This window comes from Rhizobium sp. Root1204, assembly GCF_001424965.1.
Classification (GTDB): domain Bacteria; phylum Pseudomonadota; class Alphaproteobacteria; order Rhizobiales; family Rhizobiaceae; genus Pararhizobium.
On record NZ_LMCZ01000034.1, the window covers coordinates 392,015 to 417,921 of the forward strand.

Consider the following 25,907-nt stretch of genomic DNA (forward strand, 5'->3'; position numbering starts at 1 on the left):
AAGTTGTTGGCGGTGGCCGTGCAGAAGTAGGGAAACTAATGAGCCGGACTTAAACACCCGGCTCTCCATTTCAGGACTGCGGGGGTTAAGTTCCCACATTGATCTATTGCCTTTGACGGGTGCTTGAGCGAATTTCGAAGGCCGAGCATTTCTATGGACTGGCATTGAAAGCTATGAGCAAAACTGTATTCGACACTCTGACCGGCATGTACTTCACGGTTGATGACTCCGATGGAAGCTATGGCACAGGCCAGGTCATTCGCCTCGCTGCGGAGGGCGTCTACTTCATCCGTTTCGACGGAAACGAGGTGCCGCTGCCTTTGGAACTGGCCTCAATCGGCGAGATGTTGGAATCCACTGAAGAAGAATTCAAACGCTGGCGTTTCTTCGACACGATCGAGGAGCGAGACAAGTGGATCGAGTGGTTGGATGCTCCTTCCAAGCCCCGCGTCGTGTCGCTCGTGAGGCCGACGAAGTAATTGGTGTCGCCCCCCCAAATGCAAAAACTCCGCCATCAATAAAGGCATGGGAATGCGGGTCGTTCTCTTGATGCAGCTAAAATACGTGATCGCTAAACCAAGCATGAACGGTTTACGAACGGACAATGCACGGCTGTCGAACTAGTCCGTAAAGCTAATCCTTTTGGTGTAGAGCTACGCCCTCTCACCGGCGGCGTTACTGCACGCGGCTTCTACGACCATTTCCGTTAAATGCGCAAAACCGATTCGCACCCTAGATAGGGCCGGCGCACTGGCAACCGCCAACTCCATTACATCCTTGAGCAATCGGCTTATGTACTGGGCCATCCGCTTTTCTGCGGCGGTAACGGATGAGCTGGCCAGTATCATCATGACGAGACCGTACATGCGCCGGTAGCTATGTGGCTGACGAGCTTCCCGGAGCCATTCAATTCGATCGATTTCCATGCGTCCCCCAAATGTGAAGAGGGGAAACGGTAGAGGCTCTCGATAGTTTCACGCAAAGACCCTCNTATGTGGCTGACGAGCTTCCCGGAGCCATTCAATTCGATCGATTTCCATGCGTCCCCCAAATGTGAAGAGGGGAAACGGTAGAGGCTCTCGATAGTTTCAGAATACGGCGGCGAAAGGTAAATGATCAATTAAGGTTGCCAGAGGTGCGGCGCCCGGATTTCATTGAGTGCGCTCGACTGTCTGTCGCCCTCGTCGCTTGCCTTTGGTCGACATCAGGAAGACAATCACTGGCGGGCACACGGACTGGCTGGCCTTGCGCTCCATTAAAGGAGAAAATCATGAAACTCAAATATACGGTGACAGCGATCGCTATTGCGCTTGCGACTTTGACGATTTCGGCGTGTCAGACTAGGCCAAACTACGATAATCGCCCTTCCTACAGTGGCAACGACCATGGCGGCGGCAACAGCGGTGGCGGTAGTTCCGGATACTAGCCTGCCCCCCAATGAATCTTGCTGGCACTGGAGGCGTCAGCGCTCCCATTCGGTTGACAGAACGAAAACCGTGATCTCTAAATCAAGCATGAACGGTTTACGAACAGACAATGCACGGTTGCCGTAAAGGTAGTCCTTTTGGACGAGTCGCTACCCTTGGATAGCGGGATAAATGGTTGCCCTAGTTGGACCCGAAGAAGACCAGCCGTCTCACGAGGACTTTCCCGGCACGCTTAACCGACACTGAGGGTATCGACGGTTACCCCGTCACGGCATTCTCGGTGGTTTCGGGCAGTATCCGTCAACCCGTGGCGAGATGTGCGCCTGATTTAACCCGCCGCCTCTTATGACCTACCTAGCCGCAATCACATATCTGACGCCGCGGCCTATTCCATAAAGCGCAGCGGCGATAACGAAGAACACAACAACCTTTTCCAAGTCCCCTGAGCCGTTGCCCAGCACAAGGCCAAGCGCCCCGATAGCGGCTGAAAGGATGGCGAGAGCAGTAAAGCCCCAGCAAATCACATTCGCCAGGCGAATCATCATGGGCGATGATGTGGCGGGCTCAGACATGGCAAACTCCAATTGGGATGTTGCCGTATCGCTTACACCAGAAATCCTAACTGGATTGCAAACTCCAAGCTATCTGCCGGGCTACCCCCCCAGCTTGGCTGACGGTGCTGGGTGCGTATCCAGCAGCTTGCTTTAGTGCGGGGCTCGTCAGCTTCCCCTCGGATATGGTTGCGGACACAGGATTTGAACCTGCGACATCCAGCTTATGAGGCTGGCAAGCTACCGGGCTGCTCTACTCCGACAAACTGAAAAATTGGCAGCGTTCTTTTTGAGCGATTGGCGGTGAAAAACCGATCAGAGGCCCGGTGATACCGCAACAGATCAGCCATAAAATCACCTTATGGCTTGAAATATTACACTGCTTCGGAAAATTCAGAAATATCAAGCTATACGGGTACCAAGCCGTTCAGCGTCTCAATCATCGCTTTTATGGTGTTGCGGCCGGTGGCGTCCACAACATATCCGCCCATACCCTTTAGGAAGCCGCCATTGACGACGACGCGGTGGTTTTTCGGGAAAACGTCGCGAGCTTCTTTCCGGGTGAGTTTAGGGCCAGCCTGGTTTTCCTTTTCGATCCGGCGGGCCGGTCGCCGTTCCATTGATTCCAGTTCGGCCGCCTCGGCGGCGCGGATGTTCTCGATGTCTGTAGCTAGGATGCGCAGCGGGCAACCGGCCACACCAAGGATAGCCGAAACTCCGTCGCAGTCGGAAAGCGTATAGAAGCTGTGGGGATCGCGCACGAAGGCGTAACCTACCATCAGTGGGAACCGTTTCACGATGCACGCGTCCGTCCGGTGAAGCGAAGCGAGGGGAAGACGCTGACGACGGTGAAGACTGGCGGGCGTCTGCATGACGGACGTGGCCAATATCGATCTGCTATGTGGAGAAGAACAAGAGCCGTCACGGCACGATGCGCTATTACCTGCGCATCGATGGAAAGCGGATATGCCGACTTCCGGATGATATTCAGAGCGAGCAATTTTCCATTGAATACTGGAAGGCCTGCAAGACCGCCCAGCCCGTGATGGCGCGTGTCGATATTCCGAAAGCTCTGTCCTTCATCGTGAAGCCAAACAGCTTCCGGCTCTGCGTGGAATACATGTGCAGCAACGCTTTCACCACGCTCGACAAGTCCACGCAGGATCGCCGGCGGAATATCATGGAGGCGATGTGGCTGGAACCGTTGAGCGAAAAAGACGGCAGGCTATTTGCCGACATGCCGGTGTCAAAAATGGATGTGGAAAATTTAGAGGTCCTGCGGGATCGCAAGAAAGAGGTGCCCTTTGTGGCTGACGATGCGCCGTGTCTTCGACACGAAGAAGGATGGCAAGCCCGTGGTGCCGAACATCGCTCGGCTCGTTGAACCATTCCGCGCCTATAGCGACGGGCACCACACCATCGCGCCCGACGAGATCGGCAAGTTCATCGATCACCACGGCCAGAAGTCGAAAGCCGTACTGGCGCTGTCGCTGTTAATGCAGACCGGCTTTCGCGTATCGGACTTGGCTGTTATCGGCCCGCAGCATCGGTGTGGCGATATTCTCAAGCTGCGGCTATTCAAGAACCGCAACCGGACGCCGGTGGATATCGAGATTGCCATTCACCCGATCCTTGAAGCCGTGATGGAGTTGCACCCTGTCACCGGGCTCACCAATGTGCGGACTGAGTTCGACAAAGCTTTCACAGTGAAGGGACTTGGAAACAGAGTGTCCGCATGGTTCAGCCAGGCAAGGGGCTGGCAACTGATCAGGCGCACAACGAAGCCACCGACTATATGCTGGAAGCGATGTTCGGCTGGAAGGACGGGAAGACATCCAAGATCTACACGCGCAACGCAGACCATGCGCGGCTGGCCAGACAGGCCGTATCGAAGATCAACTGTGATGGGATGGGCACGAAATTGCTCGAAAGCAAGGACGGGACGGAGGGGTGAAATAGGAACCGACTGCCACACCCGCTATATTTTCGATTGATTTCAAGGTCTTACTGGTGGAGCAAGAAAGGTTTGGAGGCCTCGCCCGGAATTGAACCGGGGTGCAAGGATTTGCAGTCCTCTGCGTCACCACTCCGCCACGAGGCCTCACCAGTTCAAATAGTCGAACTGTGGCGGCGGTTTAGAATGATCCTAGACAAATCGCAAGAGGGTATTTCTGAAAAACGTTCTTGGTCATTTCTGAGATGCCGTTTCCGAACCCTTCTTCCACAGCTTTGGGGATGAACAAGCCGGTGTGCGAGGAGCCGAAAACGAGATTGCGGCGTCCCGGTCAAAGCGCCACGTCCCTGCCCTGTTGCCGGGCGCATTCTCACGAAGGTGACGGGCGACGGATTCGTGAATTGGTGCGCAAGTGCTGCCGTCGGCTGTTCGATTGATGAAGCGCCAAAGCCCTTAGCGAAACGGCACTGTTTCTAACGCCTTGCCAACGCGGGCCGTTGCAGCAGCCGGCCCTTTTCCCTAACGATGCCAATCGTTCAGCTCTTGGCTGGAGCGATCCGCATTATCTGTCCACGTCTCAATTGACGCGCGGGCAACCCTGGCGGTTTGCAAGTTTCAAGACAGTGTATTCGCCACGGCGTCCAATGCCGTCAACGACAACAAGGCGCCGGTTTATCGAGCGGATGCCGGGATCACGCATTCCGTACTGATAGGCACGGCGGATTGCCTGCCGTTCACTGCAATTGCTGCGCGGACGATACTCATTATTGTATCGCCGGTCTCTGTATTCAACTGCGGGACTGTCGCGTCCGATGTATATGTCCAAGGATTGGGCCAACGATGCTGGTGCCTGAACAGTCGAAATGACTGTGGCCATCAATGCCACGACCAAAACTTTTGTAAAAACGGTTCTCACATTGGCCTCCTGGGTTCCGTCCACGAATAGAGCCGATAGGTCAACGAAATCCTACTAAATAGGTTCCAAAAATAGGGTGCGATAGGGGAACGGCAACATTTGCCGATGCGCAAGCCGCATTGAAAATTCATAGGCTTACAGCCCGTTAATCGGGCGTATTGAAGGAAAAATCATGTCCCTTATTTCCGCCGCTACTCATGATTTAGAGTGCTCCGGTCGGTTCATGAGGTCGCTAAGGCATTATCTTTCAGGGGGCAAAACTATCGTCGCGCCGGACGGTGACAGGTTTGCAGCCATGTCTACAAATCACGCAATCTTCCCCACTCCTTTAAGCTGCCATAGCTGAAGTGATATCAGATCAATGATAACGGCGGATCAGCCCGACGAGTTTTCCCTGTATCTTGACCCGGTCCGGTCCAAAAATCCGCGTCTCATATGCAGGGTTGGCGGCTTCCAGCGCGATCGAGGCGCCTTTGCGGCGAAACCGCTTCAATGTCGCTTCCTCGTCATCAACCAGGGCGACGATGATTTCACCGGGGCTGGCACTGTTCGTATTGCGGATGATGACCGTGTCGCCGTCGAGAATGCCCGCCTCGATCATCGAATCACCGCGCACTTCAAGTGCGTAGTGCTCACCGGTCCCAACCATCTCGAGCGGCACGGAAATATCATGCGTATTGTTCTGAATCGCGGAGATCGGTACGCCGGCGGCGATCCTGCCCATGACAGGTATGGAGACGGTATCGTTGTTTGCGGCGGCCTTGACGGGTGCGGCAGGTGCCGGTTGTGTACCAAGACTGCCCTGGATGACGCTCGGTGAAAAGCCGCGCTTTGGCTGAAGGCTCGTGGTATAGGCTTCTGGTAACTTGATCACTTCCAGCGCCCTCGCCCGGTTGGGCAGACGCCGGATGAAGCCTCGCTCCTCAAGCGCTGTAATCAGCCGATGAATGCCGGATTTCGACGCAAGATCCAGTGCATCCTTCATCTCGTCGAACGATGGCGGTACGCCCGATTCCTTCATTCTTTCGTGAATGAACAGAAGCAGTTCCTGTTGCTTGCGGGTCAGCATGAACGATCACTCCAGAATCTAGAAACAAATCAAGAACGAACACTATCTGTTCCATATGTGTTCCGCAAGTCCCTAAAATTCGTGAGTGTTTTCAACGCAACAGAAAATCGTGCTGCATAGCGGCTCCTTTCCACTCAGCATTCCGCCTGCCATTCATCGCGGGAAGCTATCTGTTGGAACCTTTGCGCCGCCGGTACCGTTTCGGTTTATCTCGAAACAATGCGATGGACGGCCTGCTCCGGATGCCGTCCGAGGAGGCTTTGATGGCGAAATACACCGATGAGCGCGCTTCCGATGCCGATATGCAGAAAACCGTGGAATTGAGCGGCGTGCAGGCCCGTCAAGGCTTTTTGGGCCGGCCGGTGCTGATGGTACTCATCTGCGGCGTGGTCCTTGCAATGCTCGCCTGGGCCGGTGCGGAAGTGTTTGGCGAAAGCACAGACAACGACGCTGCGACCAAGGTTGAGGAAAAGCTGCCTGCCCCGAACAATGGCGCTCCGGCCACGCAGGAAACTCCGGTCGATCCGGCGCAAATGGCACCTGCGGACAAGGACCCGACGCCACAGACAGGCTCAGGCGGATAAGCGGATCGGATCCGGCGCAAGCCTCTGCCGAATCGGGAGAAGGGCTTACGTCCAGCTTCCTAGCTGGAAGCAGGCCATTTGCGCGCCCACCAGACCGAAAGCCGCCGCCTCTTTCGCCGGACGAAGGCAAGGTCGTGCGACAGGACGAGAAGACCAAGGGGAATCATCCAGAAACCGAGAACCGGGAGAAAACCCAAAATACCGCCAAAGATCAGCGCGGCACCGATGGAAATGCGCAAAAGGCGCGATTGCGGCAGCCGCATACGCCACGTGCCGATGATGAGTTCGTGGGCGCGGGCATCGATGCCGAATTTTTTTGTTTTCCGCTGTTCTGCCATCAAATTCCACCTGCCAAATGTCCGGCCACCCGCCATCGCCTGCGAACGCTGCAATCCTGCGGGTTTATCCCCGGCAAATCAACGGAGCGCTTTCAACTCTCACATGGGGAGTTGTCCACAATCAGACAAGATTGTGCATTTTTTTTGAAAAACCGCTTGGCAAATCGGAAAAGCATTTGTATTAGCAGCCTCACTTCTGCAGCACACACCGCCGCAGATTATCCCTGGTAGCTCAGCGGTAGAGCATTCGACTGTTAATCGACAGGTCGCCGGTTCGAATCCGGCCCGGGGAGCCAATTTCCAAAGGCCTTGCTGAAAAAGCAAGGCCTTTTTGGTTTCTGGCGTACCCTCTGCGCCCGCCTTCATGTTCTACCGGTAACCGCTCGCGTCCGCCGGTTTTCCGGCATCCTGCACCTCGGTCATGTAGCGCCAGCAGTCCGGCCGCGATCCGTCGAGATCGGTAAAGCCGTAAATCTTGGCGAGATCGCCGCTTGAGGTCGATTGCCCGTTGAGGCGTCCCCGCTCCGGATCCGCAGCCAGGGATGAAACGGCGCGGCCGGTAAAGCGTGGGGTTTCGGAAATCACGAAATGCGGCTGGGCCTTTATCGCCTCCACCCAGTTTTCCTCGCGCACACCAAAGATGTCGAGCATCATTTCAGAACGCATCCAGCCTGGAGAGATTGCCACCGATGTCGCTGCATGCGGCGCCAGATCCTGCGCGTGTGCCCACGCCATGCGAATGACACTGGTCTTGGCGAGATCGTAGAACGGGCTGAGCCGGTAGTGGGTGGCATTGTATTGCGCCGTGCCATCGGTCATCTCGACCAGCAAGCCACCAGGATTCTCGATCATCAATGGCAATGCGTAATGGGCGGTGACCAGATGGGTATCGATCGCCAACCGCAAGAGTTTCAGGCCATTTTCAAGCGAGTGTTCCCAGACCGGCTTGTTCCATTCGGTCAAATACTCGCCGCCCCAGATATCGTTGACGAGGATATCGAGCCGCTTTTCGTCGCGGCGGACGCGGGCGATCAGCGCCTCGACTTCGGCGTGGATGAGATGATCCACCCGCACGGCAATGCCTTTACCACCAGCCTGTGTCACAAGTTCAGCGGTTTCTTCGATCGTTTCCGGGCGGCCATAGTCCGATTGCCGGGTTCGTGTCGTGCGGCCGGTCACGTAGACGGTTGCGCCCGCTGCCCCCAGTTCCACGGCGATGCCACGGCCAGCACCACGCGTCCCGCCGGCCACAAGTGCGATTTTCCCTTGCAGGTTGCTTACCACGGTATTGTCCTCCTCGTTTAGAATTGATAATAACCGAACGTTCGTTCATAAATAAAATGAACGCAAGGGGAAAATAATGCCGCGGCCACGCACGTTATCCGACGAGCACCTGCTTGATCTGGTGCTGACGCTGATCCACGCAGAGGGACCGGAGGCGGCGACGTTTGCCGCTGTATCCAAGGCAAGCGGCCTGTCCGGCTCAACACTGGTGCAACGTTTTTCGACCAAGGCAGCGATGCTGCGTCAGGCGTTGCTGCATGCCTGGGACCAGCTGGACGCCGAGACGATCCAACTGTGCGAAGCAATCCCTAGGACACCGCAAGGTGCCGTTACTTTGCTCGCCGCTCTGTCGGGAAATTATGGTGACAGCGCTGCCGTCTATGCCGACGGCCTGCGTTTGTTGCGAGAGGACTTTCGGGATCCCCAACTGCGAGCTCGGGGTGCAGCCTGGGGGCGAACGCTGGTCGGGGCCCTCAGCGCGTGTTTTACGAATGCCAACCGCCCGGAGGTGACCGCACGGCTGATGCTTGCTCAATGGCAGGGCTCACTGCTCTGGTGGGGATTTGAGGCGAATGGTCCGGTCGTGCCTTATGTCGAATCGCAGCTTCAGGAATTTCTCGCCGAACTCGGCCATTCACCTCGCCCCTCGCCGGCCGTCGCCGGCAAGCGAGATTTCGCGTAAAAACTTGGACATTTTCTGTCCGGTGATGGTGAAATCGCGGCTCGCAATATCTATGTGGGGCTGAGGCGTGAAATCGCCTTCGCCAAACAAGTCGTGGGGGGATGGCGCGTGACTGACTATCGATCCCGTGCAGCCCAGTTGAAGGGCTTTTCTCTCGGAAGCCAGTGGACTGCCTATCATCACGGCGAATCGGGTGACGCGCTGTTTCGGCGCGCCGATGGTAGCGCCTATGCCAAAGTGGCGACCGGCAGCGGCGTGGCGCTGCTGGATGACGAGCGCCGGCGCACTGCATGGCTTGCCCCCTTCAAGATCGGATCCCCGACCGTTCTCGATTGGCAGGTGTCGGACGACGTCGCATGCCTCGTGACAAGCGCCGTGCCGGGCATTCCCGCAGACCAGCTCGAAGCAGCGAGCCTTCTCAAGGCTTGGCCTTCGATCGCGGCGCGCGTGCGCGATCTCCACGCTATTCCGGTAAAAGATTGCCCGTTTGACCGCGGGCTTCAGACCATGTTCGACCGGGCGGTTGATGTTGTTGAACGCGACGGCGTCAATCCGGATTTTCTCGATCCAGGCGACCAGGACACACCGCCGCACGTCTTGCTCGACAGAGTGCGGGCCGAGTTGCCCGAACGCCTTGCACAGGAAAGCCTCGATCGCGTCGTTTGCCATGGCGATGCCTGCATGCCCAATTTCATGATCGAACCGGAAACGCTTCGCTGCACGGGAATGATCGATCTCGGACGGTTGGGCATGGCGGACCGCTACGTCGACTTGGCGCTGCTGACCGGCAATACCCGTGAAACCTGGCGCACCGCCGAAGAGGCGCAGACCGCGCAAAATCGTTTGTTCGATCTCCACGCGATCGCACCTGCCGACCGGGAAAGGCTCGATTTTTACCTGCGTCTAGACCCGCTGACCTGGGGCTAGCGAAAGACGGCGGCCACGCGACTTCTTAAAAAACATGGTGTATAGATCAGGCTTACAACCATGACCGGGAAGAGGAGCAGACTATGCCGTCGATCGAGATTCTTGTTGCTTTCATCGCTACTACGGCTGTCTTTGCCTACATTCCCGGCCCGGCCATGCTGTATGCAGCTGCACAGACTATTGCTCGCGGCCGCTGGTCCGGGCTGATGGCGGCGCTTGGTATTCACCTCGGCGGTTACGTCCACGTCATTGCTGCGGCCGCTGGCCTATCGATCCTGTTTCACGCCGTGCCGACCCTGTACATGATCGTCAAATTGGCCGGTGCAGCCTATCTTGTCTGGCTGGGCATTTCCCTGTTTCGGGCCAAGGTCGAGGGGGATTCCGCCCTGCCCGGCATCGAACCGAAATCCGGCCGGCGCGCCTTCTTCGAAAGCGTCACCGTCGAAGTCCTTAATCCGAAGACGGCGATCTTCTTCGTGGCTTTCCTGCCGCAGTTTGTGGATGCGTCAGCTGCTTTCCCGGTGTGGCTGCAACTGACGATCCTTGGAATGATCGTCAACATGATGTTTTCGTCTGCGGATATCGTTTGCGTGTTTCTGGCCGGTGCCGTGATGACCAAGCTGCGCCGCTCAAGCTCCGCGCAACGCCTGATGCAGCGCGCTGGCGGCACCATGCTGGTTGGGCTCGGTGCGCATCTGGCTTTCCAGAAGAGCTGAATTCCCCTCGCCGCTGATGGCTGCAGCCGTCGCTTTCTGAAGAGAAGTGGCGGTTGAAATTTCGCCACCGGCATTCCGTCGCAAAACGATGAAATAAAAAGCTTTCTCCGCGAAACCTTTGATCCGTCATAGCCGTATCTGCGTACACACTGACGTAAGATGTGATGCGCGGATTAAAATGAAAAACAACGGCCTTTCCCACGAAAAACCCATTATCATCTGGTTTCGCAAGGACCTGCGGCTGGACGACAATCATGCGCTGCATGCGGCTGCCCAAACCGGGCGCGATATCATCCCTGTTTATATCCGTGAACCTTCACGGCTCGGCACCGGGCCGCTTGGGGCAGCCCAGGCCTGGTGGCTGCATCATTCGCTGACGGGACTGGACAAGGCGCTCAAGGGCCTTGGAAGCCGGTTGATCCTGCGCAGCGGCAAGCCGGACAGTGTTCTGTCCGAGCTGATAGCCGAGACCGATGCGTCGACTGTCCACTGGAATCGCAGGTACGATCCGGATGGCATCGCCGTCGATAGCCCGCTGAAAGACACGTTGGCTTCGGCTGGAACAACCGTCAAGAGTTTTGCTGGCCAGCTTCTGCACGAGCCCAGCCGGTTGAAAACGGGCTCGGGAACGCCCTATCGGGTCTATACGCCGTTCTGGCGGGCGCTTGAGGCATCCGGCGAACCGGATCAGCCGCTTGACCGCCCTGACGCGCTGGTTTCTCCAACCAAATGGCCTGGCAGCGATACTTTGGCCTCTTGGGCGCTTTTGCCGGCAGCGCCGGATTGGGCACAGACGTTTTCAGAGGTCTGGATACCGGGTGAAGAAGCGGCGCTCGAGCGGCTGGAGGAATTCGTCGACGACGATTTGTCAGGCTATAAAGTCAGGCGCGATCTGCCGGCCACTGATGGCACATCGCGGCTCTCGCCACATCTGGCCATGGGAGAAATATCCCCTGCCCGCATCTGGCACGCCACCCGCAATCTAAGGGACACTCCTACCGAGGATGTCGTCACGTTTCGCAAGGAACTGGTCTGGCGCGATTTCTCTTATCACCTGCTCTTCCACAATCCGGATTTGCCAAGGGAAAATCTCAACCGGAAATATGATGCTTTCGCATGGTCAGGAACCGGTGATGCGTTCAAACATTGGACGAAAGGGCAAACCGGCTATCCGATCGTCGATGCGGGCATGCGCCAGCTCTGGCGGCACGGCACAATGCACAACCGGGTCCGCATGATCGCGGCATCCTTCCTGATCAAGGATCTCCTGATCGACTGGCGCCGTGGTGAAGCCTGGTTCCGTGACACGCTGGTGGATGCGGATCCGGCCTCCAATGCGGCAAGCTGGCAGTGGGTGGCAGGCAGCGGCGCCGATGCGTCGCCTTTCTTCCGGATATTCAATCCTGTCCTGCAGGGCGAAAAATTCGATCCCGATGGCGCTTACGTCAAAACCTTCGTACCAGAGTTGCGAGACCTGCCTGCAAAGTTCGTTCATCGGCCATTCGAGGCGCCTCGGAGCATCCTTGATGCCGCCGGGGTGACGCTCGGGGAGACATACCCGAATCCGCTCGTGGATCATGCAAAGGCGCGCGACCGCGCTCTTGCTGCGTATAGCAAGATCAAGGACGCAGCATGAACGCCCCGTTTTCCCATGCTTCGCATCATGTACCTGGCCGCCGCTTGTCGATTGCAGTCATAGGCTCAGGCGTTTCAGGCAGTTCGGCCGCCTGGGCACTTAATCCTGTCCACGATGTCACGCTCTATGAAAAGGATGATCGCCCCGGCGGCCATACGGCAACGGTCGATATCGACTATGATGGCACGCCGATCTCGGTCGATACCGGTTTCATCGTCTATAACGAGGCCAATTATCCGAACCTCACAGCGCTGTTTGCCGAACTGGATGTCGCCACGCACAAGAGCGACATGAGCTTTTCGGTGTCACTCGATCAGGGACGGCTGGAATGGAGCGGCGACAATCTGGCGACCGTCTTTGCCCAGAAGCGCAATCTCGTCCGGCCGTCCTTCCTGTTAATGCTGCGCGAAATCCTCCGCTTCAATCGCATCTGCCTTGAAGATCGCAGCGCCGGGCTGCTCAAGGCCATGTCGATCGGCGACTATCTCAATTGGCGCGGTTTCTCTCCCGGCTTCACAAACAATTATCTGGCACCAATGGCTGCCGCGATATGGTCGTCACCGGCAGCCAGGATGCTGGATTTTCCGGCCGAGAATTTCATCCAGTTCTTCGATAATCACCGCCTGATCTATTCCAAGCCGCACCCCTGGCGCACGGTTACCGGTGGCAGCCGCAATTATCTGTGCAAGCTGCTGCGGCCGCTTGGAGACCGCGTCCGTCTCGACTGCGGGGTAGCGTCGATCCGGCGGGAGGACGGCAGGGTCACTATCATCGACGTGCAAGGCACAACGAAAACCTTCGACAAGGTGATCATCGCTGCGCACAGCAATCAGGCGCTGGCGATGCTTTCCGATCCGACACCCGCAGAGCACGCGCTGCTGTCGGCCGTTCCCTATCATCCCAATCGGGTCATCCTGCACCGCGACACGGCGTTAATGCCGAAACGGCCAAAGGTCTGGGCGTCATGGAATTACCTGCGGTCGGTCAAATCCTGCGGCTCGCAGGGCGTCGCCGTCAGCTATTGGATGAACCGCCTTCAGGGTATCGCCCCGGAGCATCCTTTGTTTGTGACGCTGAATCCGGAGCGCGAGCCAAAGTCTGGGACGGTGTTTGCCGAATTCTCCTATGATCATCCGCAGTTCGACGCAGGCTCCATGGCCGCCCAGCGTGCCCTGCAGGCGATTCAGGGCGATAACGGTACCTTTTTTGCCGGTGCATGGACCGGATATGGTTTTCATGAGGACGGCCTGACATCCGGGCTTGCAGCTGCAGAGGCACTTGGCGGGGTCATCCCCTGGCGCCAGCAGGTCTCATCGGTGTTCAGGGAGGCGGCAGAATAGAGATGCGCGCGTCACCCGGCTCGGACATGACGAAGAATGGCGCACCGCCACAAGCGGCGGCCGTGCTTTATGCCGGTAAAGTGATGCATCAGCGGATGAAGCCGGTCGGCCACCGTTTCAGCTATGGCGTGTTTTCTCTGATGATCGACCTGGACCGGTTGGACGAAGCGGATCGGCTGAGCAGTCTTTTCTCTGTCAATCGCCGCAATCTTCTATCCTTTTATGAAGAGGATCATACGGGCGACAGCGCGGTGGGGCTGCGCGGCTATGTCGATGCCCTGCTGGCCAAGAATGGCCTGCCGATGCGGCCAGAACGCATACTTCTCGTGTGCTATCCGCGCATTTTGGGCTTTGTCTTCAATCCACTGGCTGTCTACTACGCCTATGATAGCGGCGGCGCGCTCAGTGCGATGATCTATGAGGTCCGCAACACATTCGGCGAGCGCCACACCTATGTCTGTCCAATCGGTCCCGGTGATGTGTCCGATGCCGGTATCCGCCAGCAATGCGACAAGCTGTTTCATGTCTCACCGTTCATTCCAATGGCCATGCGCTACCAATTCCGCATGCTGCCGCCGGGAGAGGAAATCCGCTGGCGCATTCTGGAGACGGACAAGGATGGGCCTTTGCTTGCCGCAACCTTCTCCGGTGTTCAAGTGCCGTTGAAAACAGGCAAGATTTTGCGTCTTGTTGCCCGCATTCCGCATCTTACATTCAAGATTGTCGCAGGGATTCATTGGGAGGCATTGAAGCTCTGGGGCAAAGGCGTCCGCTATATTCCGCGGCCGCAAGCGCCGGAACTGACGAGCGCGTGGAAGGAGGGTCGCAGGACAAGCCTTGTTTTTTCTCCTGAATCCCAGGTTGGCGGTCCGGCGGAATGAGGTTATTTTGCGTCAAGAACAATGATTGCTGAGGATCTGTCGCATGAGCACAGCAGGCACCGGTTATTGTGATCCGAAAGACGGAGAGCGTCTTTCCGCTGAAAATCTTTCGCGCATAGTCAAAGGATTGCCCGCCAAAGCGCAGATGGTTCTGCGTGGTCTTGTGCACATGCAGGCCGGTTGTCTGAAATTGACCTTACCCGATAGCCGCACCGTGGTCGTCAAGGGCAAGGTCCATGGACCTGTCGCCTCCGTGACATTGCACAACTGGAATTTGCCGCAGCGCGCGCTGACCGGTGGCACCATCGCCGTTGCCGAAAGCTATATGGATGGTGACTGGGACAGCCCGGATGTCGGTGCGTTTCTCGAACTCTTCCTCGTCAACACCGATGTTGGCCGCAATTTCTCCAATGGCGCACGCGGCGTGCTGCGTCTGGTCGAAAAATTCCGTCACTGGATGAACGCTAATACCAAATCCGGTTCCAGGAAGAACATTTCTGCCCATTACGACCTGGGCAATGCCTTCTACAAGCAGTGGCTCGATCCGACGATGACCTATTCGTCTGCGCTCTATTCGACGGGTGCCAATGACCTGCAATCTGCCCAGCGCGCCAAATACAAGGCCCTGGCGGACGCGGCGGGCATTACCTCCAGCCATCATGTGCTGGAGATCGGCTGCGGTTGGGGTGGTTTCGCCGAATATGCGGCGAGTGAGATCGGTTGCAAGGTGACAGGCCTGACCATCAGCCGCGAACAGCTGGCCTTTGCCAATGAACGCATGAGGAATGCGGGCCTGTCCGATAAGGTAGAGATCAAGTTCCAGGATTATCGCGACGAGGCGGGCCTCTATGACCGGATCGTTTCCATCGAGATGTTCGAGGCCGTCGGCGAAAAATACTGGCCGGCCTATTTTTCCCAATTGCAACGCTGCCTGAAGCCGGGCGGCAAGGCTGGGCTTCAGATCATCACCATCAAGCCTGAAGCCTATCAGGAATACCGGGCCAATCCGGATTTTATCCAGAAATATGTCTTCCCCGGCGGCATGCTGCCCACCCCGCAACATCTGATCGACCTCGGCCGCAAGGTGGGCCTGAAGATCAGCGGCGATTTCGGCTTTGGGCTGGATTACGCTCGCACGCTCGCAGAATGGCGCCAGCGCTTCTGGAGTGTCTGGGACAAGGTAGAGCCGCTCGGCTTCGATATCCGCTTCAAGCGGCTATGGGAGTTTTACCTGTTCTATTGCGAAGCCGGTTTCCGCGCCCGGAATATCGACGTCCGGCAAATCGTGTATGAATAAGACCGCAGCAGGGCGGCTCGGCTCAACCTGCCGCCATCACACCGCCTGTGGATCCCGTTTGAGCATGTCGACGGCATGTCCACCGGTCACCAGCGGGCGCGTTTTCCATCCCGTAGCCTTGTTGATCAGCCAGAAATAGAGACTGTAAGGCAAGAGGTTGAGCAGCTTCATCGTCAAGGTGAAGCGCTTTGGAAACGTGATCTCGAAGCCGCTGGATTTCAGGCCGTCGGCAATGCGGTCTGCTGCGACCTCGGCGCTGACCAGGGCAGGCATCGGGAATGCGTTCCTGGCTGTCGCTGCCGTTTCGACGAAACCCGGATTGATGATCTGCAGGCGCACGCCGACCTTGTCGAGATCGAATTTCAGGCTTTCCGCCATGTTGATCAACGCTGCCTTGCTGGCCCCGTAGGCCGCGCTTGTCGGCAGGCCGCCATATCCGGTGACGGACGAGACGATGGCAATCTGGCCATGCCCCCTCGCCCTCATGTGACGCACCGCCGGTAGCAGGCAATTGACCGTTCCGTGCAGATTGACCGCAAAAGTCTTTTCAAAATCTTCGCGGTGCAGGTCCTCGCCGTGAACGGCAACGTAGACGCCGGCATTGAGAACCGCGAGCACCATCGATCCGTGCTCGTATTCGATCGCGGAGAAAACCCGCTCCATATCCCGCGGATCGGTCACGTCGCCGTCGAGGACGATGATCTTGCCGGGTCCGGGAGATTCGTGCTGCAGTTTGACCAGTTTCTCGTGGTCGCGCGCCGTGACAACGACGTTGTAACCGTCCTTCGCCAGCCGTAACGCCAAGGCGCGGCCGATGCCCGAACTTGCCCCCGTGACCCAAGCCAAACCCATATCAGGGTGTGCGACATAGTTGGTCATCGGGCTTCCTTTCGCTGCTTCATTGTGGACCCCGGAAGCCGGGATCACCAAACAATACGCATTGAAATGTAGTTTGTTCCCGCATTCGGGCCAATGTTCGGCAGAACTCAGCCGATCAGGTCGCCGAGCAATTGTTTCCATGAGCCGGTCAGTTTGAGCGGTGCCTGGAAGACGGCAAAGCCGATGCAGGGACATTCCGATTCTGCCACGGGACGGTGGTCGATACTCTCGTCTGCGACCGATATGTCGCCCTTGGCAAAGCGCCCCCGCGTATCGTTGAATGCGCCGTCTAGCACCAGCGAGAGCTCGTAGCCTTCGTGCGTATGGGCCGGAATTACGCGGCCGGGCTTCAACCAGAAAAAGCTGACGTCGCAGCCATCGATTTTTCCAAGACTGTATTCCTTGAAACCGGGCAGTTTTCGTTTCCAGGGAATTTCGGTAGCATCGAGCCCGGCAAAATCACGAATGGCCTTTGGAAAAAACGCGCTTGCGGGCTGTACTGGTGCGACCTTGGCGGCTGCCAGGGGGGGGGCTGCGAAAATGGCTCTCAATGCGCTGTCTCTTGACCTGAAAGAGACTGGCTCCATATGTTCCAGAATATCACCGGCGACCGTTTCGTACTCGGCGACCCTGGGCCTGTTGACGGATTGCATCTCGAGATGTGCTTCGACAAGCACGCGTGCTGGCTCCGGCAGAACGCCGGCAGCATACCGTGCCATCAAGGCATCCACTGTATCCAGCTGAACATCAGCCATTCATTTGATTTACCTGTTTTGCCGCATGAGCGCCGCGGAAACTATCGCCTCATTACGCCAGGGGTCAACAAATGGATCACGCCGATTGCGAAACGCGATCTTCCACTTTTGGGTCAATTTTGCCCACGACAGCGCCAAGGCGAAACGCTATTTCTTGCTTCGACGGGAGTGTGGGCCGAAAAGACGCTAGGATTTCGGTATGTTGAACGGCAAGGGCTTTTGTGGCTCAGGCCGTTCCCATACGACCTGTTCAAATCGTCATCAGCGTCAGGTTCTGCCTGAAGCGACCGCCTGCAGCCAAGAGGTTCACTCATGTCCGTTCTGCCTTCCGTTCTCGATGCCATCGGCAATACGCCGCTGATCCGCCTCAAGGGTGCCTCGGAAGCGACGGGATGCACCATTCTTGGCAAGGCGGAGTTTCTCAATCCGGGCCAGTCGGTCAAGGATCGTGCCGCACTGTCGATCATCCGTCATGCTGAAAAATCCGGACAACTGAAACCAGGCGGGGTGATCGTCGAGGGGACAGCTGGCAATACCGGCATCGGTCTTGCCCTTGTTGCCGAGGCGCTCGGCTATCGCACGGTCATCGTCATTCCGGAGACGCAGAGCGAGGAAAAAAAAGATGCCCTGCGGCTTCTTGGCGCCGAATTGATCGAAGTTCCCGCGGTTCCTTACAAGAACCCCAACAATTACGTGAAGCTGTCCGGCCGCCTCGCTGCCCAGCTTGCAAAGACCGAGCCGAACGGCGCGATTTGGGCCAATCAGTTCGATAACGTCGCCAATCGCGACGCCCATGTTGAAACGACCGCGCCGGAAATCTGGCGCGATACGGACGGCAAGGTCGATGGATTCGTCTGTGCAGTCGGGTCGGGTGGTACATTGGCTGGCGTAGCGCTTGGCCTGAAAGCAAAGAACCCGGGCGTCAAGATCGGCATCGCCGATCCGGAAGGGGCGGCCCTTTACAATTTTTATGCCCATGGCGAGCTGAAATCGTCTGGCGGGTCGATCACCGAGGGCATCGGCCAGGGACGCATCACCGCCAATCTCGAAGGTTTCACGCCGGATTTCGCCTATCAGATACCGGATGCCGAAGCCGTACAGCTGGTGTTCGATCTTGTTGAAAAGGAAGGCATCTGCGTCGGCGGCTCCTCGGGCATCAATATTGCCGGTGCCATTCGCCTGGCAAAAGATTTGGGACCGGGACATACCATCGTGACGATCCTGTGCGACTATGGTAACCGCTATCAGTCGAAACTGTTCAATCCCGCATTTCTGAAGTCAAAAGGCCTTCCTGTTCCGGCCTGGCTGACGCGGAATTCCGGAATAACGGTCCCCTACGAACCCGCCGGATAAGCATCTCATGACAACGACTGCCCTTTTTCGCGACGACTTCTACCTTTCAACCACGGAGGCGATCGTCACGGGAATACGGGAGGACGGTGGCATCGAGCTGGATCGGACCTGCTTTTACGCGACCTCGGGCGGCCAGCCCGGCGATAACGGCTTTTTCGAGCGTGCCGATGGCACCCGCATCGAGATAGCAACGACGCGCCACGGCGATACCAAAGACATCATCATTCACGTCCCGGCAGCCGATCAGCCATCCGTGCTGGTCGGTGAAAAGCTGGTGCTGCATATCGACTGGCCGCGTCGCTACAAGCTGATGCGCATGCACACGGCTTGCCACTTGCTCTCCGTCGTTTGCCAGTATCCGATTACGGGTGCGGCTGTCGGTGAGGATGAGAGCCGTGTCGATTTCGACATGAGCGAGACCATCGACAAGGACGCGGTCACGGCTGCGATGATGGTGCTGGTTGAAGACAATCATCCGATCTACCTGCAATGGATCACCGACGAGGAATTGGCAGGCAATCCCGATATCGTCAAATCGAAGAATGTCCGCCCGCCGATGGGCCTTGGCCGGGTCAGCCTTGTCTGCATCGGCGAGAATGCCTCGGTTGATAGCCAGCCCTGCGGCGGCACGCATGTGTCGGAAACCCAGGAGGTCGGCGCAATCCACATCGCCAAGATCGAAAAGAAGGGCAAGGAAAACCGGCGTTTTCGAATCCGTTTCGGTACGCCGGACGCCGCATCCACCGGAGAATAATCGATGACCGAACAGAAAAGCGCCTTCGTCGTTTCCGCGGATTGGCTTGAGCAGCGCCTCAACGATCCTTCCGTCAAAATCCTCGATGCCGCCTGGTATCTGCCGGCGCAGAAGCGGGACCCTAAGGCCGAATATGCGGCCGGCCATATTCCGGGCGCCGTCTTCTACGACCAGGACGCCATCGCCGATCTGACCAGCGGTCTGCCGCATACCATCCCCTCACCGCAATCCTTCGCCGAATCTCTTGGCCAGCTTGGAATCAGCGAGACCGACACGATCATTGTCTATGACGGCCCTGGCATATTCACGGCGCCCCGTGTCTGGTGGCTGTTGCGCACAATGGGCGCCCAATCGGTGTTCGTACTTGATGGCGGTATCGATGGCTGGAAGGCCGAGGGGCGGCCGATCACCACTGACGTTCCTCAGCCGGCACCTGCCACATTCCATCCGAAGTTCAATGCTGAAGCCGTGACCTCGTTTGCACAAATGCGCGACATCGTCGCCACCGGCTCCCGCCAGATTGCCGATGCGCGCGGTGCTGCACGTTTTACCGGCGAGGAAGCGGAACCGAGAGCCGGCATGCGATCCGGTCATATGCCCGGCGCCAAGAGCCTGCCCTCCGGTGTTTTCTCGACCGGCGGCAAGTTCAAATCGCTTGACGCCCTGCGCGAAACGATTGAGGCAGCCGGTATTGATCTTAACAAGCCGGTCGTCACCTCCTGCGGCTCAGGCGTCACTGCGGCGATCATCACGCTGGCGCTGCAATCTCTGGGCCATACGGACAATACGCTCTATGATGGCTCTTGGTCCGAATGGGGCAGCCGGGCAGACACACCCGTCGTTACCGGGAAAGAATGATCAGCATGACCAAGGGCAACGCAGCCGAATCGCTTGATGTTCGCATCACCGAACTGGAAATGACCGCACCGCCCAAGCAGAGCCTGCCGGTGCCGGTCAATATCCAGACGGCGATCATGCGCGTGCCGGAAATTCCGCTTCCTTTCTATCGTTTCCTTTATCTGCAGGTCGGTAAACGCTGGAACTGGGTCGACCGGCTGCGGATGAGCGACACCGACCTTGCCGGCGTCCTGCATGACAAGCGCAATACCGTGACCGTGCTTTATGTTAACGGTGCGCCGGCCGGTTTCTTTGAGCTGCTGCAGGTGGACGAGGATACCGTCGAGCTTTCCCATTTCGGTATGTTCGAACATGCACTCGGCCTTGGGCTCGGCAAATGGTTTCTGCTGCAGACATTGTATGCCGCCTGGAGTTCGAATCCGAAAATCGTCCGGGTTGCGACGAACACGCTCGATCATCCGCGCGCACTGCAGCTTTACCAGCGCTTTGGCTTCTCGCCGGTTTCGACCCATGATGCCAAGGTCTTGCCACTCACCGACGACGAACTGCTGGCATTCGCACGCGGACTCTGAATCTCGCTACGGCAAGTTTCGGGTGTCGCTGTATGTCGGCACATGGCATTTCCTTCAGTATTGAAGCTGGAGGAACCAAAGATGCCGCTAAACTACCAACCGATGCCAAGCGATCTTGCTGCACGCTACCGCCGGCGCGAACCCGACGCCTACGGTCTGACGCCGGAACGGCATGTCTCCGATGGCCAAGGCATGCCCTGCCGCCATTGCCTTGCCAATATCGCCAAGGGCGACCGATATCTTATCCTTGCCTATCGCCCCTTCCCGGAACTTCAGCCCTATGCGGAAACCGGGCCTATTTTTCTGCATGCGGACCCATGCGACGCCTATGCCGGTGGCGAGGCGGTTCCACCGATCCTGACCACCAGCAAGGATTATCTTTTGCGCGGTTATGGTGCCGACGATCGGATCGTCTATGGCACCGGCGCCGTAACGCCGGTTGATACCGTCGACGCCCGGGCAAGCGAATTGCTGGAACGGCCCGAAGTGGCCTATGTCCATGTCCGCTCGGCCCGCAACAACTGTTATCAATGCCGCATCGAGCGCGCATGAAAACGGGGCCGGATGTGACCGGCCCCGCCATAATGCTTGACCAGCGACGGGGTCAGGCGGACATCAGCACAGCTTCCGGGGCATAGCTCTCATAACCAAGCGCTTCGGCAACTGCCTTGTTGGTAACGCGGCCCTTGTGAACGTTGAGGCCAGCCCGCAGATGCCGGTCCTCGGCAATCGCCTTTAAGCCACGGTCGGCCAGCTGTAGGCCGTAGAACAACGTCGCATTGTTGAGCGCATGTGCCGAGGTCACCGGAACGGCACCCGGCATGTTGGCAACGCAATAGTGCACGACACCATCGACTTCATAGGTCGGATCGGAATGTGTCGTCGCATGTGATGTCTCGAAGCAGCCGCCCTGATCGATGGCGACATCGACAATGACAGCGCCTTTCTTCATGCCGGACAGCATTTCGCGCGTCACCAGTTTTGGCGCTGCAGCACCGGGGATCAGCACAGCGCCGATGACGAGATCGGCTGAAAAGACTTCCTCTTCCAGCGCGTCGATCGTCGAGAACCGGGTGTGGACACGGCCGGCGAAGAGATCATCGAGTTGGCGCAGGCGTGGGATGGACCGGTCGAGAATGCACACATCTGCGCCAAGGCCGGCCGCCATGCGGGCTGCATGCAAGCCGACGACGCCGCCGCCGATTATGGTAACCTTGGCAGGCAGAACGCCTGGTACCCCACCGAGCAAAATGCCGCGGCCGCCATTGGCCTTCTGCAGCGAGGTAGCTCCCGCCTGAATGGCGAGCCGTCCGGCCACTTCCGACATCGGCGCCAGCAGCGGTAGGCCGCCGCGATCATCGGTGACGGTCTCGTAGGCGATTGCGGTCACGCCAGAGCCAAGTAGCCCCTTGGTCTGCTCGGGATCGGGGGCAAGATGCAAATAGGTATAGAGGATCTGACCATCGCGGAGCTGCGCCCATTCGGAGGGCTGCGGTTCCTTGACCTTGACGATCATGTCGGATTTTTCAAAGACTTCCCTGGCCGTGGCGACTATTCTTGCGCCGGCCGCTCGATAGCTGTCGTCTTCCGCGCCAATGCCTGCGCCCGCCTTTGTCTCGATGATCACTTCGTGGCCATGCGCCACATATTCCCTCACCGAGCCGGGCGTCAGACCGACACGATATTCATGGTTTTTGATTTCCTTCGGGCAACCGACACGCATCTTCGCGTTCCTCTCCTATGCGGCTTACGCCTTTGTTGTTTTGCCCGCGTAGCGAAACAGAAAGATCATCGCATGTCCTTGCAAAATGACGGATCGATATCGTAATCTTTCGCAGATTATTGCGTTTTAAGTTAGAAACTCGAAGGATATTCGACTGATGGCGATGGATGCAATTGATGCTGCGATCCTGCGGATTCTTCAGCAGAATGGCCGGATTGCAAATGCCGAACTGGCCGAAAAAATCGGCCTTTCGCCGTCCGCCTGCTCGCGCCGGGTCGATATCCTCGAGAAGACCGGCGTCATCAGCGGCTATCATGCCCGTCTGTCGCACAAGGCGCTCGATTACCGCATCATGGTGATCGTCCACATCTCGCTATCAGGCCAGTTTGCCAAGACATTGACGGAGTTTGAAGCGGCGGTGAAACTCTGTCCGAATGTGCTGGTCTGCTACCTGATGTCGGGAGAATACGACTACATTCTGAGGGTCGCGGCGAAGGACCTTGAGGACTACGAGCGTATCCATCGGGATTGGCTTTCTGCCTTGCCCCATGTGGTCAAGATCAATTCCAGCTTTTCGCTTCGCGAAATTATCGACCGGCCGAATGTCGGCGTTTGAATGCGAGTGACCGGATAATTTCAAGCGTGTCCGACCACACGATTGCGTCCTGCGCGCTTGGCTTCATACAGCCGCATGTCGGCCTTCGACAACAGATCGCGAGTCGTCGTTCCATCAATAGGCGTCGAGGCAATACCAATGCTGACGGTAACGGCAGACTTATCCGAGGTCGTCACATCGCTCAGCACCCGTAGCCGCAACTGTTCGGCGCGTGACAAGGCGCTGCTATGATCCAGACCATCGCACAGGACGACGAATTCTTCTCCACCATAACGGAAAAGGTAGTCGTTCGGACGCAGTCCTGCCTGGATAGCATCGGTGATGGATTTCAGCACCCGGTCGCCTTCGAGATGGCCGAAGCGGTCGTTGATGCTCTTGAAGTGATCGGCATCAATCATGATCAGGCTGATGACACTCCCTGACGCCACCGCGTGGCGGATCAGCCTTGGCGCTTCGAATTCAAAGCGGCTGCGGTCGAGTACGCCTGTCAGCATGTCCCGTCCCGACTTCGACAGCAAGTCCTCGTAACGCTCCCGAAATGTCAGCGTGTTGAAAATGTCGCCGATCGGCTGCCGCACGACGGAGAGTACCGAATGGCTGGAAAAATGCAGGTAAGCACCGAGAATCAGTGAATAGACGACCGCTGCCCCCATCTTGGCAATCCAGCCGCCCCAGAACACCTCGGCCGGTGCATCGTTGAGCGCATGCAGCGCGACATAAAATCCGGCCTGGTCGAAGGTCAGAATAACGACGCCGCAGATGAGGAACCGTAAAGTGAGCATACCCCGCACCCACCGGCCGATCCGTTCGTAGAGCAGGATGATCAGCAGCGAATCGAGATAGAGCATCAGCGTCCCCCACAGCATCAGCCAGCCCATCTCGTCGATGAAGGCGAGATCGGCACTGCGATTTGGCACGGCCGAAACGGTCTGGTGCATCTGCAAGAGCAGGCTGAGCGCGACAGTGAGAAAATTACCCGCAAGAAGGCCATAAATCGGCTGACGCACTGTCGCCGCGTCCTCCTTCACGTAGAGAAGGAGGATCATCATCAGCTTGCCGGCAAACAGTACGGCCGAGCCCGGCGAAATCACGCCGAATGGCAATTGTACGTAAAAGACAGCCGCAAGATAGGTCTCGATGAAATGCAGTACGCCAAGCGCAGCGATGAAGACGCCGAGGCCCAACCGGTGGCGCAAATGCAGCAGCGTGACCATGACTGCGACGTAGACAAGGCCTTCGCAGAAAAACAACACTACATTGGTCATCGCCGGATGTTCACTCAGATTTTCACTGTGCGGATCTATAAACGGCAAATTTAAAGAAACGTTTAGGGTGTTGCCGCCGATTGTTGAAGGCGAACCGGCTCGAGCGCCGTTAGAGCCGAGTGTGCGAATGTTTACATCAGCACGGTAACGGCATCTGCCGATGGCAGGTCAAACAAGCAGTATCAAATGGGCGGAGTTAGACCTGCCGGGAAGCAACGTCGTCGGCAAACAATGACGGGCCGTGCTGGTCGATGATCTGATGCGCCTTGCGCAATGTCGCATCAATCACATCCTGTTCAGACGTGAAAACATCGGCGCGGATGAAGGTGCGGACACGCATCGTCCCTTCGACGTCCTTTTCAACCGAACCGGCCAGCCTGAATTGGGAGCCCTCGCGGATCGGCGTGGCGCGGATGAGGCAATCGCCATAGGTTTCCGTCTTGCCGGAGGGCGCAGCCGCCTCGGTTCCGGAGCCATTGGAAAAGCCGAACAGTTTTGACAGAAAAGAAGCCATGCAAAAGACTTAACCATGGCAAACAGGCCTGTCAAAGGCTAACTTCTTTCATCAGTAATCCATGCCCAGGCTAGAGGAGAAACGGAATGACGAGGCTGCTGTCGCGATCATGATATCGGGTTTTTCGGCCATCGGATCGATTGACGATGTCGAGGCATATCTGGCCGCCAGCGAATCGGCCCTTCCCGATATCAGGCCCGGCCTGGCCAAGCAGGTCATTTGGGCCGATCCTGCCGAAAAGCCCCGGACAGCGCTTGCCATTGTCTACATTCATGGTTTTTCCGCGTCCAAAGGCGAGGTCCGGCCCCTGCCCGATCTGGTGGCAAAGGCGCTGGGCGCCAACCTGTTTTATACGCGCCTGACCGGACATGGCCGCAGCGGCGACGCGATGACCGAGGCCTCGGTGACCGACTGGCGGGCTGACATGCGCGAGACACTGGATATTGCCGGCCTGCTTGGTGAAAGAACACTCATTATTGCAACTTCGACCGGCGCAACACTCGCCACGTGGGCCTTATCGCAGCCGGAGTGGGTAAACCGCGTCGCCGGTGCCGTCCTGCTTGCTCCGAACTTCAGGATCAGGGGGCGTGGCGCGTTCCTTTTGACTGCACCGCTTGCCCGTCTCAGCGCACGCCTTACCCTTGGCCGCCGCCGCTCCTTCGTTCCGATCAACGCCCTGCACGCCGCCTATTGGACCACGGACTATCCGGTCCGCGCGCTGCTGCCGATGGCATCGCTAGTCGCGCAAGCCCGGACACTGCCCTTTGAAGCGATATCAACCGCAGCGCTGTTCATTCAATCTCCGGGAGATCAGGTTGTCGATGCACGGCAAACATCTGCCGTCGCCGCGCGTTGGGGCGGACCTGCGGTAGTTCTCGACCCCGGTGATATAGACGATCCCTATGGGCACGTGGTTGCTGGCGATGCCCTGTCGCCAAAGACAACAGGGCATCTCGCAGAAATCATCGTTGATTGGTTTAATAAAACAAATCAACATTCAGATATAAAACGATAAT

At 57.6% G+C, this 25,907-nt stretch carries 28 protein-coding genes and 3 tRNA genes; 19 read left to right on the top strand and 12 right to left on the bottom strand.

What is annotated here, in order from left to right:
• The first annotated feature begins 173 nt into the window (after window positions 1-173).
• Window positions 174-479, top strand: coding sequence for a hypothetical protein (locus tag ASC96_RS23160; RefSeq protein WP_060505436.1), 306 nt, complete (start codon window positions 174-176; stop codon window positions 477-479).
• 1,298 nt (window positions 480-1,777) lie between these two features.
• Here ASC96_RS23160 and ASC96_RS23170 read toward each other — a convergent pair.
• The 3 genes from ASC96_RS23170 to ASC96_RS23180 all read right to left on the bottom strand — a co-directional run bounded on the left by ASC96_RS23170 (window position 1,778) and on the right by ASC96_RS23180 (window position 2,739).
• Window positions 1,778-1,999 carry a hypothetical protein gene (locus ASC96_RS23170; protein ID WP_060511025.1) on the bottom strand — a complete coding sequence of 74 codons (222 nt, stop codon included), beginning with the start codon at window positions 1,997-1,999 and terminating at the stop codon, window positions 1,778-1,780.
• A gap of 165 nt (window positions 2,000-2,164) precedes the next feature.
• A tRNA-Met gene (locus ASC96_RS23175) sits at window positions 2,165-2,242 on the bottom strand.
• 143 nt (window positions 2,243-2,385) lie between these two features.
• Window positions 2,386-2,739, bottom strand: a complete 354-nt coding sequence (locus tag ASC96_RS23180; protein ID WP_156407479.1) for a hypothetical protein — start codon at window positions 2,737-2,739, stop codon at window positions 2,386-2,388.
• Between the two features lie 140 nt (window positions 2,740-2,879).
• Here ASC96_RS23180 and ASC96_RS23185 point away from each other — a divergent pair, with 140 nt between their 5' ends.
• The gene (locus ASC96_RS23185; RefSeq protein WP_156393863.1) at window positions 2,880-3,362 is read left to right on the top strand and encodes a hypothetical protein; all 483 of its coding nucleotides are present in this window, start codon (window positions 2,880-2,882) and stop codon (window positions 3,360-3,362) included.
• Window positions 3,363-3,713: 351 nt separating this feature from the next.
• Window positions 3,714-3,932 (top strand): hypothetical protein, encoded by a 219-nt coding sequence (locus tag ASC96_RS23190; protein WP_060505441.1) that lies wholly within the window; start codon window positions 3,714-3,716, stop codon window positions 3,930-3,932.
• 73 nt (window positions 3,933-4,005) lie between these two features.
• On the opposite strand, the gene ASC96_RS23195 is transcribed toward ASC96_RS23190, so the two are convergent.
• Window positions 4,006-4,079: transfer RNA gene (locus tag ASC96_RS23195), tRNA-Cys, on the bottom strand.
• 1,127 nt (window positions 4,080-5,206) lie between these two features.
• On the bottom strand, window positions 5,207-5,917 hold the full coding sequence (lexA, locus tag ASC96_RS23200) for a transcriptional repressor LexA (protein WP_060505442.1): 711 nt from the start codon (window positions 5,915-5,917) through the stop codon (window positions 5,207-5,209).
• A 263-nt stretch (window positions 5,918-6,180) separates the two neighbouring features.
• On the opposite strand from lexA, the gene ASC96_RS23205 reads away from it, so the two are divergent.
• Window positions 6,181-6,501: a hypothetical protein gene (locus ASC96_RS23205; protein WP_060505635.1), complete on the top strand. Its 321-nt coding sequence runs from the start codon at window positions 6,181-6,183 to the stop codon at window positions 6,499-6,501.
• A gap of 59 nt (window positions 6,502-6,560) precedes the next feature.
• Here the strand turns inward: ASC96_RS23205 and ASC96_RS34095 are convergent, their stop codons facing one another.
• Entirely contained in the window at window positions 6,561-6,839 is a 279-nt protein-coding gene (locus ASC96_RS34095; protein ID WP_060505636.1) for a hypothetical protein, read from the bottom strand.
• Window positions 6,840-7,060: 221 nt separating this feature from the next.
• Between ASC96_RS34095 and ASC96_RS23215 the strand changes: the two genes are divergently transcribed.
• Window positions 7,061-7,135 (top strand) — tRNA-Asn (locus tag ASC96_RS23215).
• 73 nt (window positions 7,136-7,208) lie between these two features.
• Here ASC96_RS23215 and ASC96_RS23220 read toward each other — a convergent pair.
• Window positions 7,209-8,123, bottom strand: a complete 915-nt coding sequence (locus tag ASC96_RS23220; RefSeq protein WP_060505443.1) for an SDR family oxidoreductase — start codon at window positions 8,121-8,123, stop codon at window positions 7,209-7,211.
• A 76-nt stretch (window positions 8,124-8,199) separates the two neighbouring features.
• On the opposite strand from ASC96_RS23220, the gene ASC96_RS23225 reads away from it, so the two are divergent.
• The 7 genes from ASC96_RS23225 (at window position 8,200) to ASC96_RS23255 (ending at window position 15,602) form a co-directional block, all read left to right on the top strand.
• The gene (locus ASC96_RS23225; RefSeq protein WP_060505444.1) at window positions 8,200-8,805 is read left to right on the top strand and encodes a TetR family transcriptional regulator; all 606 of its coding nucleotides are present in this window, start codon (window positions 8,200-8,202) and stop codon (window positions 8,803-8,805) included.
• 138 nt (window positions 8,806-8,943) lie between these two features.
• The gene (locus ASC96_RS23230; RefSeq protein WP_060505445.1) at window positions 8,944-9,732 is read left to right on the top strand and encodes an APH(3'') family aminoglycoside O-phosphotransferase; all 789 of its coding nucleotides are present in this window, start codon (window positions 8,944-8,946) and stop codon (window positions 9,730-9,732) included.
• Between the two features lie 83 nt (window positions 9,733-9,815).
• A complete protein-coding gene (locus ASC96_RS23235) occupies window positions 9,816-10,448 on the top strand; it encodes a LysE family translocator (RefSeq protein WP_060505446.1) in 633 nt (210 codons plus the stop codon).
• Window positions 10,449-10,626: 178 nt separating this feature from the next.
• Complete coding sequence (locus ASC96_RS23240) at window positions 10,627-12,084, top strand: deoxyribodipyrimidine photo-lyase (RefSeq protein ID WP_060505447.1); 1,458 nt, start codon at window positions 10,627-10,629, stop codon at window positions 12,082-12,084.
• Window positions 12,081-13,424, top strand: a complete 1,344-nt coding sequence (locus ASC96_RS23245; protein ID WP_060505448.1) for an FAD-dependent oxidoreductase — start codon at window positions 12,081-12,083, stop codon at window positions 13,422-13,424. The genes ASC96_RS23240 and ASC96_RS23245 overlap by 4 nt, the downstream gene beginning before the upstream one ends.
• Before the next feature lie 2 nt (window positions 13,425-13,426).
• Window positions 13,427-14,305 carry a DUF1365 domain-containing protein gene (locus ASC96_RS23250; protein WP_082512229.1) on the top strand — a complete coding sequence of 293 codons (879 nt, stop codon included), beginning with the start codon at window positions 13,427-13,429 and terminating at the stop codon, window positions 14,303-14,305.
• 43 nt (window positions 14,306-14,348) lie between these two features.
• Entirely contained in the window at window positions 14,349-15,602 is a 1,254-nt protein-coding gene (locus ASC96_RS23255) for a cyclopropane-fatty-acyl-phospholipid synthase family protein (RefSeq protein ID WP_060505449.1), read from the top strand.
• A 36-nt stretch (window positions 15,603-15,638) separates the two neighbouring features.
• On the opposite strand, the gene ASC96_RS23260 is transcribed toward ASC96_RS23255, so the two are convergent.
• Both ASC96_RS23260 and ASC96_RS23265 read right to left on the bottom strand, forming a co-directional pair.
• On the bottom strand, window positions 15,639-16,481 hold the full coding sequence (locus ASC96_RS23260; RefSeq protein WP_060505450.1) for an SDR family NAD(P)-dependent oxidoreductase: 843 nt from the start codon (window positions 16,479-16,481) through the stop codon (window positions 15,639-15,641).
• Window positions 16,482-16,588: 107 nt separating this feature from the next.
• The gene (locus tag ASC96_RS23265) at window positions 16,589-17,236 is read right to left on the bottom strand and encodes a ChrR family anti-sigma-E factor (RefSeq protein WP_060505451.1); all 648 of its coding nucleotides are present in this window, start codon (window positions 17,234-17,236) and stop codon (window positions 16,589-16,591) included.
• A 312-nt stretch (window positions 17,237-17,548) separates the two neighbouring features.
• On the opposite strand from ASC96_RS23265, the gene ASC96_RS23270 reads away from it, so the two are divergent.
• The 5 genes from ASC96_RS23270 to ASC96_RS23290 all read left to right on the top strand — a co-directional run bounded on the left by ASC96_RS23270 (window position 17,549) and on the right by ASC96_RS23290 (window position 21,325).
• A complete protein-coding gene (locus ASC96_RS23270) occupies window positions 17,549-18,589 on the top strand; it encodes a cysteine synthase A (protein ID WP_060505452.1) in 1,041 nt (346 codons plus the stop codon).
• Between the two features lie 7 nt (window positions 18,590-18,596).
• Window positions 18,597-19,343: an alanyl-tRNA editing protein gene (locus ASC96_RS23275; protein ID WP_060505453.1), complete on the top strand. Its 747-nt coding sequence runs from the start codon at window positions 18,597-18,599 to the stop codon at window positions 19,341-19,343.
• A 3-nt stretch (window positions 19,344-19,346) separates the two neighbouring features.
• A complete protein-coding gene (gene sseA, locus ASC96_RS23280) occupies window positions 19,347-20,201 on the top strand; it encodes a 3-mercaptopyruvate sulfurtransferase (protein WP_060505454.1) in 855 nt (284 codons plus the stop codon).
• Between the two features lie 5 nt (window positions 20,202-20,206).
• Window positions 20,207-20,773 (top strand): GNAT family N-acetyltransferase, encoded by a 567-nt coding sequence (locus ASC96_RS23285; RefSeq protein ID WP_060505637.1) that lies wholly within the window; start codon window positions 20,207-20,209, stop codon window positions 20,771-20,773.
• A gap of 81 nt (window positions 20,774-20,854) precedes the next feature.
• On the top strand, window positions 20,855-21,325 hold the full coding sequence (locus ASC96_RS23290; protein ID WP_060505455.1) for a DUF1203 domain-containing protein: 471 nt from the start codon (window positions 20,855-20,857) through the stop codon (window positions 21,323-21,325).
• A 52-nt stretch (window positions 21,326-21,377) separates the two neighbouring features.
• On the opposite strand, the gene ald is transcribed toward ASC96_RS23290, so the two are convergent.
• Entirely contained in the window at window positions 21,378-22,496 is a 1,119-nt protein-coding gene (gene ald, locus ASC96_RS23295; protein ID WP_060505456.1) for an alanine dehydrogenase, read from the bottom strand.
• 154 nt (window positions 22,497-22,650) lie between these two features.
• Between ald and ASC96_RS23300 the strand changes: the two genes are divergently transcribed.
• The gene (locus ASC96_RS23300) at window positions 22,651-23,112 is read left to right on the top strand and encodes an Lrp/AsnC family transcriptional regulator (RefSeq protein WP_060505457.1); all 462 of its coding nucleotides are present in this window, start codon (window positions 22,651-22,653) and stop codon (window positions 23,110-23,112) included.
• 20 nt (window positions 23,113-23,132) lie between these two features.
• Here ASC96_RS23300 and ASC96_RS23305 read toward each other — a convergent pair whose 3' ends face one another.
• Together ASC96_RS23305 and ASC96_RS23310 are read right to left on the bottom strand one after the other, a co-directional pair.
• A complete protein-coding gene (locus tag ASC96_RS23305) occupies window positions 23,133-24,377 on the bottom strand; it encodes a GGDEF domain-containing protein (protein WP_060505458.1) in 1,245 nt (414 codons plus the stop codon).
• Window positions 24,378-24,573: 196 nt separating this feature from the next.
• Window positions 24,574-24,891 (bottom strand): HlyU family transcriptional regulator, encoded by a 318-nt coding sequence (locus tag ASC96_RS23310; RefSeq protein ID WP_060505459.1) that lies wholly within the window; start codon window positions 24,889-24,891, stop codon window positions 24,574-24,576.
• A 61-nt stretch (window positions 24,892-24,952) separates the two neighbouring features.
• On the opposite strand from ASC96_RS23310, the gene ASC96_RS23315 reads away from it, so the two are divergent.
• Window positions 24,953-25,906: an alpha/beta fold hydrolase gene (locus ASC96_RS23315; protein WP_244482274.1), complete on the top strand. Its 954-nt coding sequence runs from the start codon at window positions 24,953-24,955 to the stop codon at window positions 25,904-25,906.
• The last annotated feature ends 1 nt before the right edge of the window (window position 25,907 follow it).

Excerpts from the sequence above, each read along its gene's own strand:
- ASC96_RS23160 (WP_060505436.1), top strand. The coding sequence starts at position 174 with ATGAGCAAAACTGTATTCGACACTCTGACCGGCATGTACTTCACGGTT.
- ASC96_RS23170 (WP_060511025.1), bottom strand. The coding sequence starts at position 1,999 with ATGTCTGAGCCCGCCACATCATCGCCCATGATGATTCGCCTGGCGAAT.
- ASC96_RS23190 (WP_060505441.1), top strand. The coding sequence starts at position 3,714 with ATGGTTCAGCCAGGCAAGGGGCTGGCAACTGATCAGGCGCACAACGAA.
- lexA (WP_060505442.1), bottom strand. The coding sequence starts at position 5,917 with ATGCTGACCCGCAAGCAACAGGAACTGCTTCTGTTCATTCACGAAAGA.
- ASC96_RS23205 (WP_060505635.1), top strand. The coding sequence starts at position 6,181 with ATGGCGAAATACACCGATGAGCGCGCTTCCGATGCCGATATGCAGAAA.
- ASC96_RS34095 (WP_060505636.1), bottom strand. The coding sequence starts at position 6,839 with ATGGCAGAACAGCGGAAAACAAAAAAATTCGGCATCGATGCCCGCGCC.
- ASC96_RS23225 (WP_060505444.1), top strand. The coding sequence starts at position 8,200 with ATGCCGCGGCCACGCACGTTATCCGACGAGCACCTGCTTGATCTGGTG.
- ASC96_RS23235 (WP_060505446.1), top strand. The coding sequence starts at position 9,816 with ATGCCGTCGATCGAGATTCTTGTTGCTTTCATCGCTACTACGGCTGTC.
- ASC96_RS23240 (WP_060505447.1), top strand. The coding sequence starts at position 10,627 with ATGAAAAACAACGGCCTTTCCCACGAAAAACCCATTATCATCTGGTTT.
- ASC96_RS23245 (WP_060505448.1), top strand. The coding sequence starts at position 12,081 with ATGAACGCCCCGTTTTCCCATGCTTCGCATCATGTACCTGGCCGCCGC.
- ASC96_RS23250 (WP_082512229.1), top strand. The coding sequence starts at position 13,427 with ATGCGCGCGTCACCCGGCTCGGACATGACGAAGAATGGCGCACCGCCA.
- ASC96_RS23255 (WP_060505449.1), top strand. The coding sequence starts at position 14,349 with ATGAGCACAGCAGGCACCGGTTATTGTGATCCGAAAGACGGAGAGCGT.
- ASC96_RS23260 (WP_060505450.1), bottom strand. The coding sequence starts at position 16,481 with ATGACCAACTATGTCGCACACCCTGATATGGGTTTGGCTTGGGTCACG.
- ASC96_RS23265 (WP_060505451.1), bottom strand. The coding sequence starts at position 17,236 with ATGGCTGATGTTCAGCTGGATACAGTGGATGCCTTGATGGCACGGTAT.
- ASC96_RS23270 (WP_060505452.1), top strand. The coding sequence starts at position 17,549 with ATGTCCGTTCTGCCTTCCGTTCTCGATGCCATCGGCAATACGCCGCTG.
- ASC96_RS23275 (WP_060505453.1), top strand. The coding sequence starts at position 18,597 with ATGACAACGACTGCCCTTTTTCGCGACGACTTCTACCTTTCAACCACG.
- sseA (WP_060505454.1), top strand. The coding sequence starts at position 19,347 with ATGACCGAACAGAAAAGCGCCTTCGTCGTTTCCGCGGATTGGCTTGAG.
- ASC96_RS23285 (WP_060505637.1), top strand. The coding sequence starts at position 20,207 with ATGACCAAGGGCAACGCAGCCGAATCGCTTGATGTTCGCATCACCGAA.
- ASC96_RS23290 (WP_060505455.1), top strand. The coding sequence starts at position 20,855 with ATGCCGCTAAACTACCAACCGATGCCAAGCGATCTTGCTGCACGCTAC.
- ald (WP_060505456.1), bottom strand. The coding sequence starts at position 22,496 with ATGCGTGTCGGTTGCCCGAAGGAAATCAAAAACCATGAATATCGTGTC.
- ASC96_RS23305 (WP_060505458.1), bottom strand. The coding sequence starts at position 24,377 with ATGACCAATGTAGTGTTGTTTTTCTGCGAAGGCCTTGTCTACGTCGCA.
- ASC96_RS23310 (WP_060505459.1), bottom strand. The coding sequence starts at position 24,891 with ATGGCTTCTTTTCTGTCAAAACTGTTCGGCTTTTCCAATGGCTCCGGA.
- ASC96_RS23315 (WP_244482274.1), top strand. The coding sequence starts at position 24,953 with ATGCCCAGGCTAGAGGAGAAACGGAATGACGAGGCTGCTGTCGCGATC.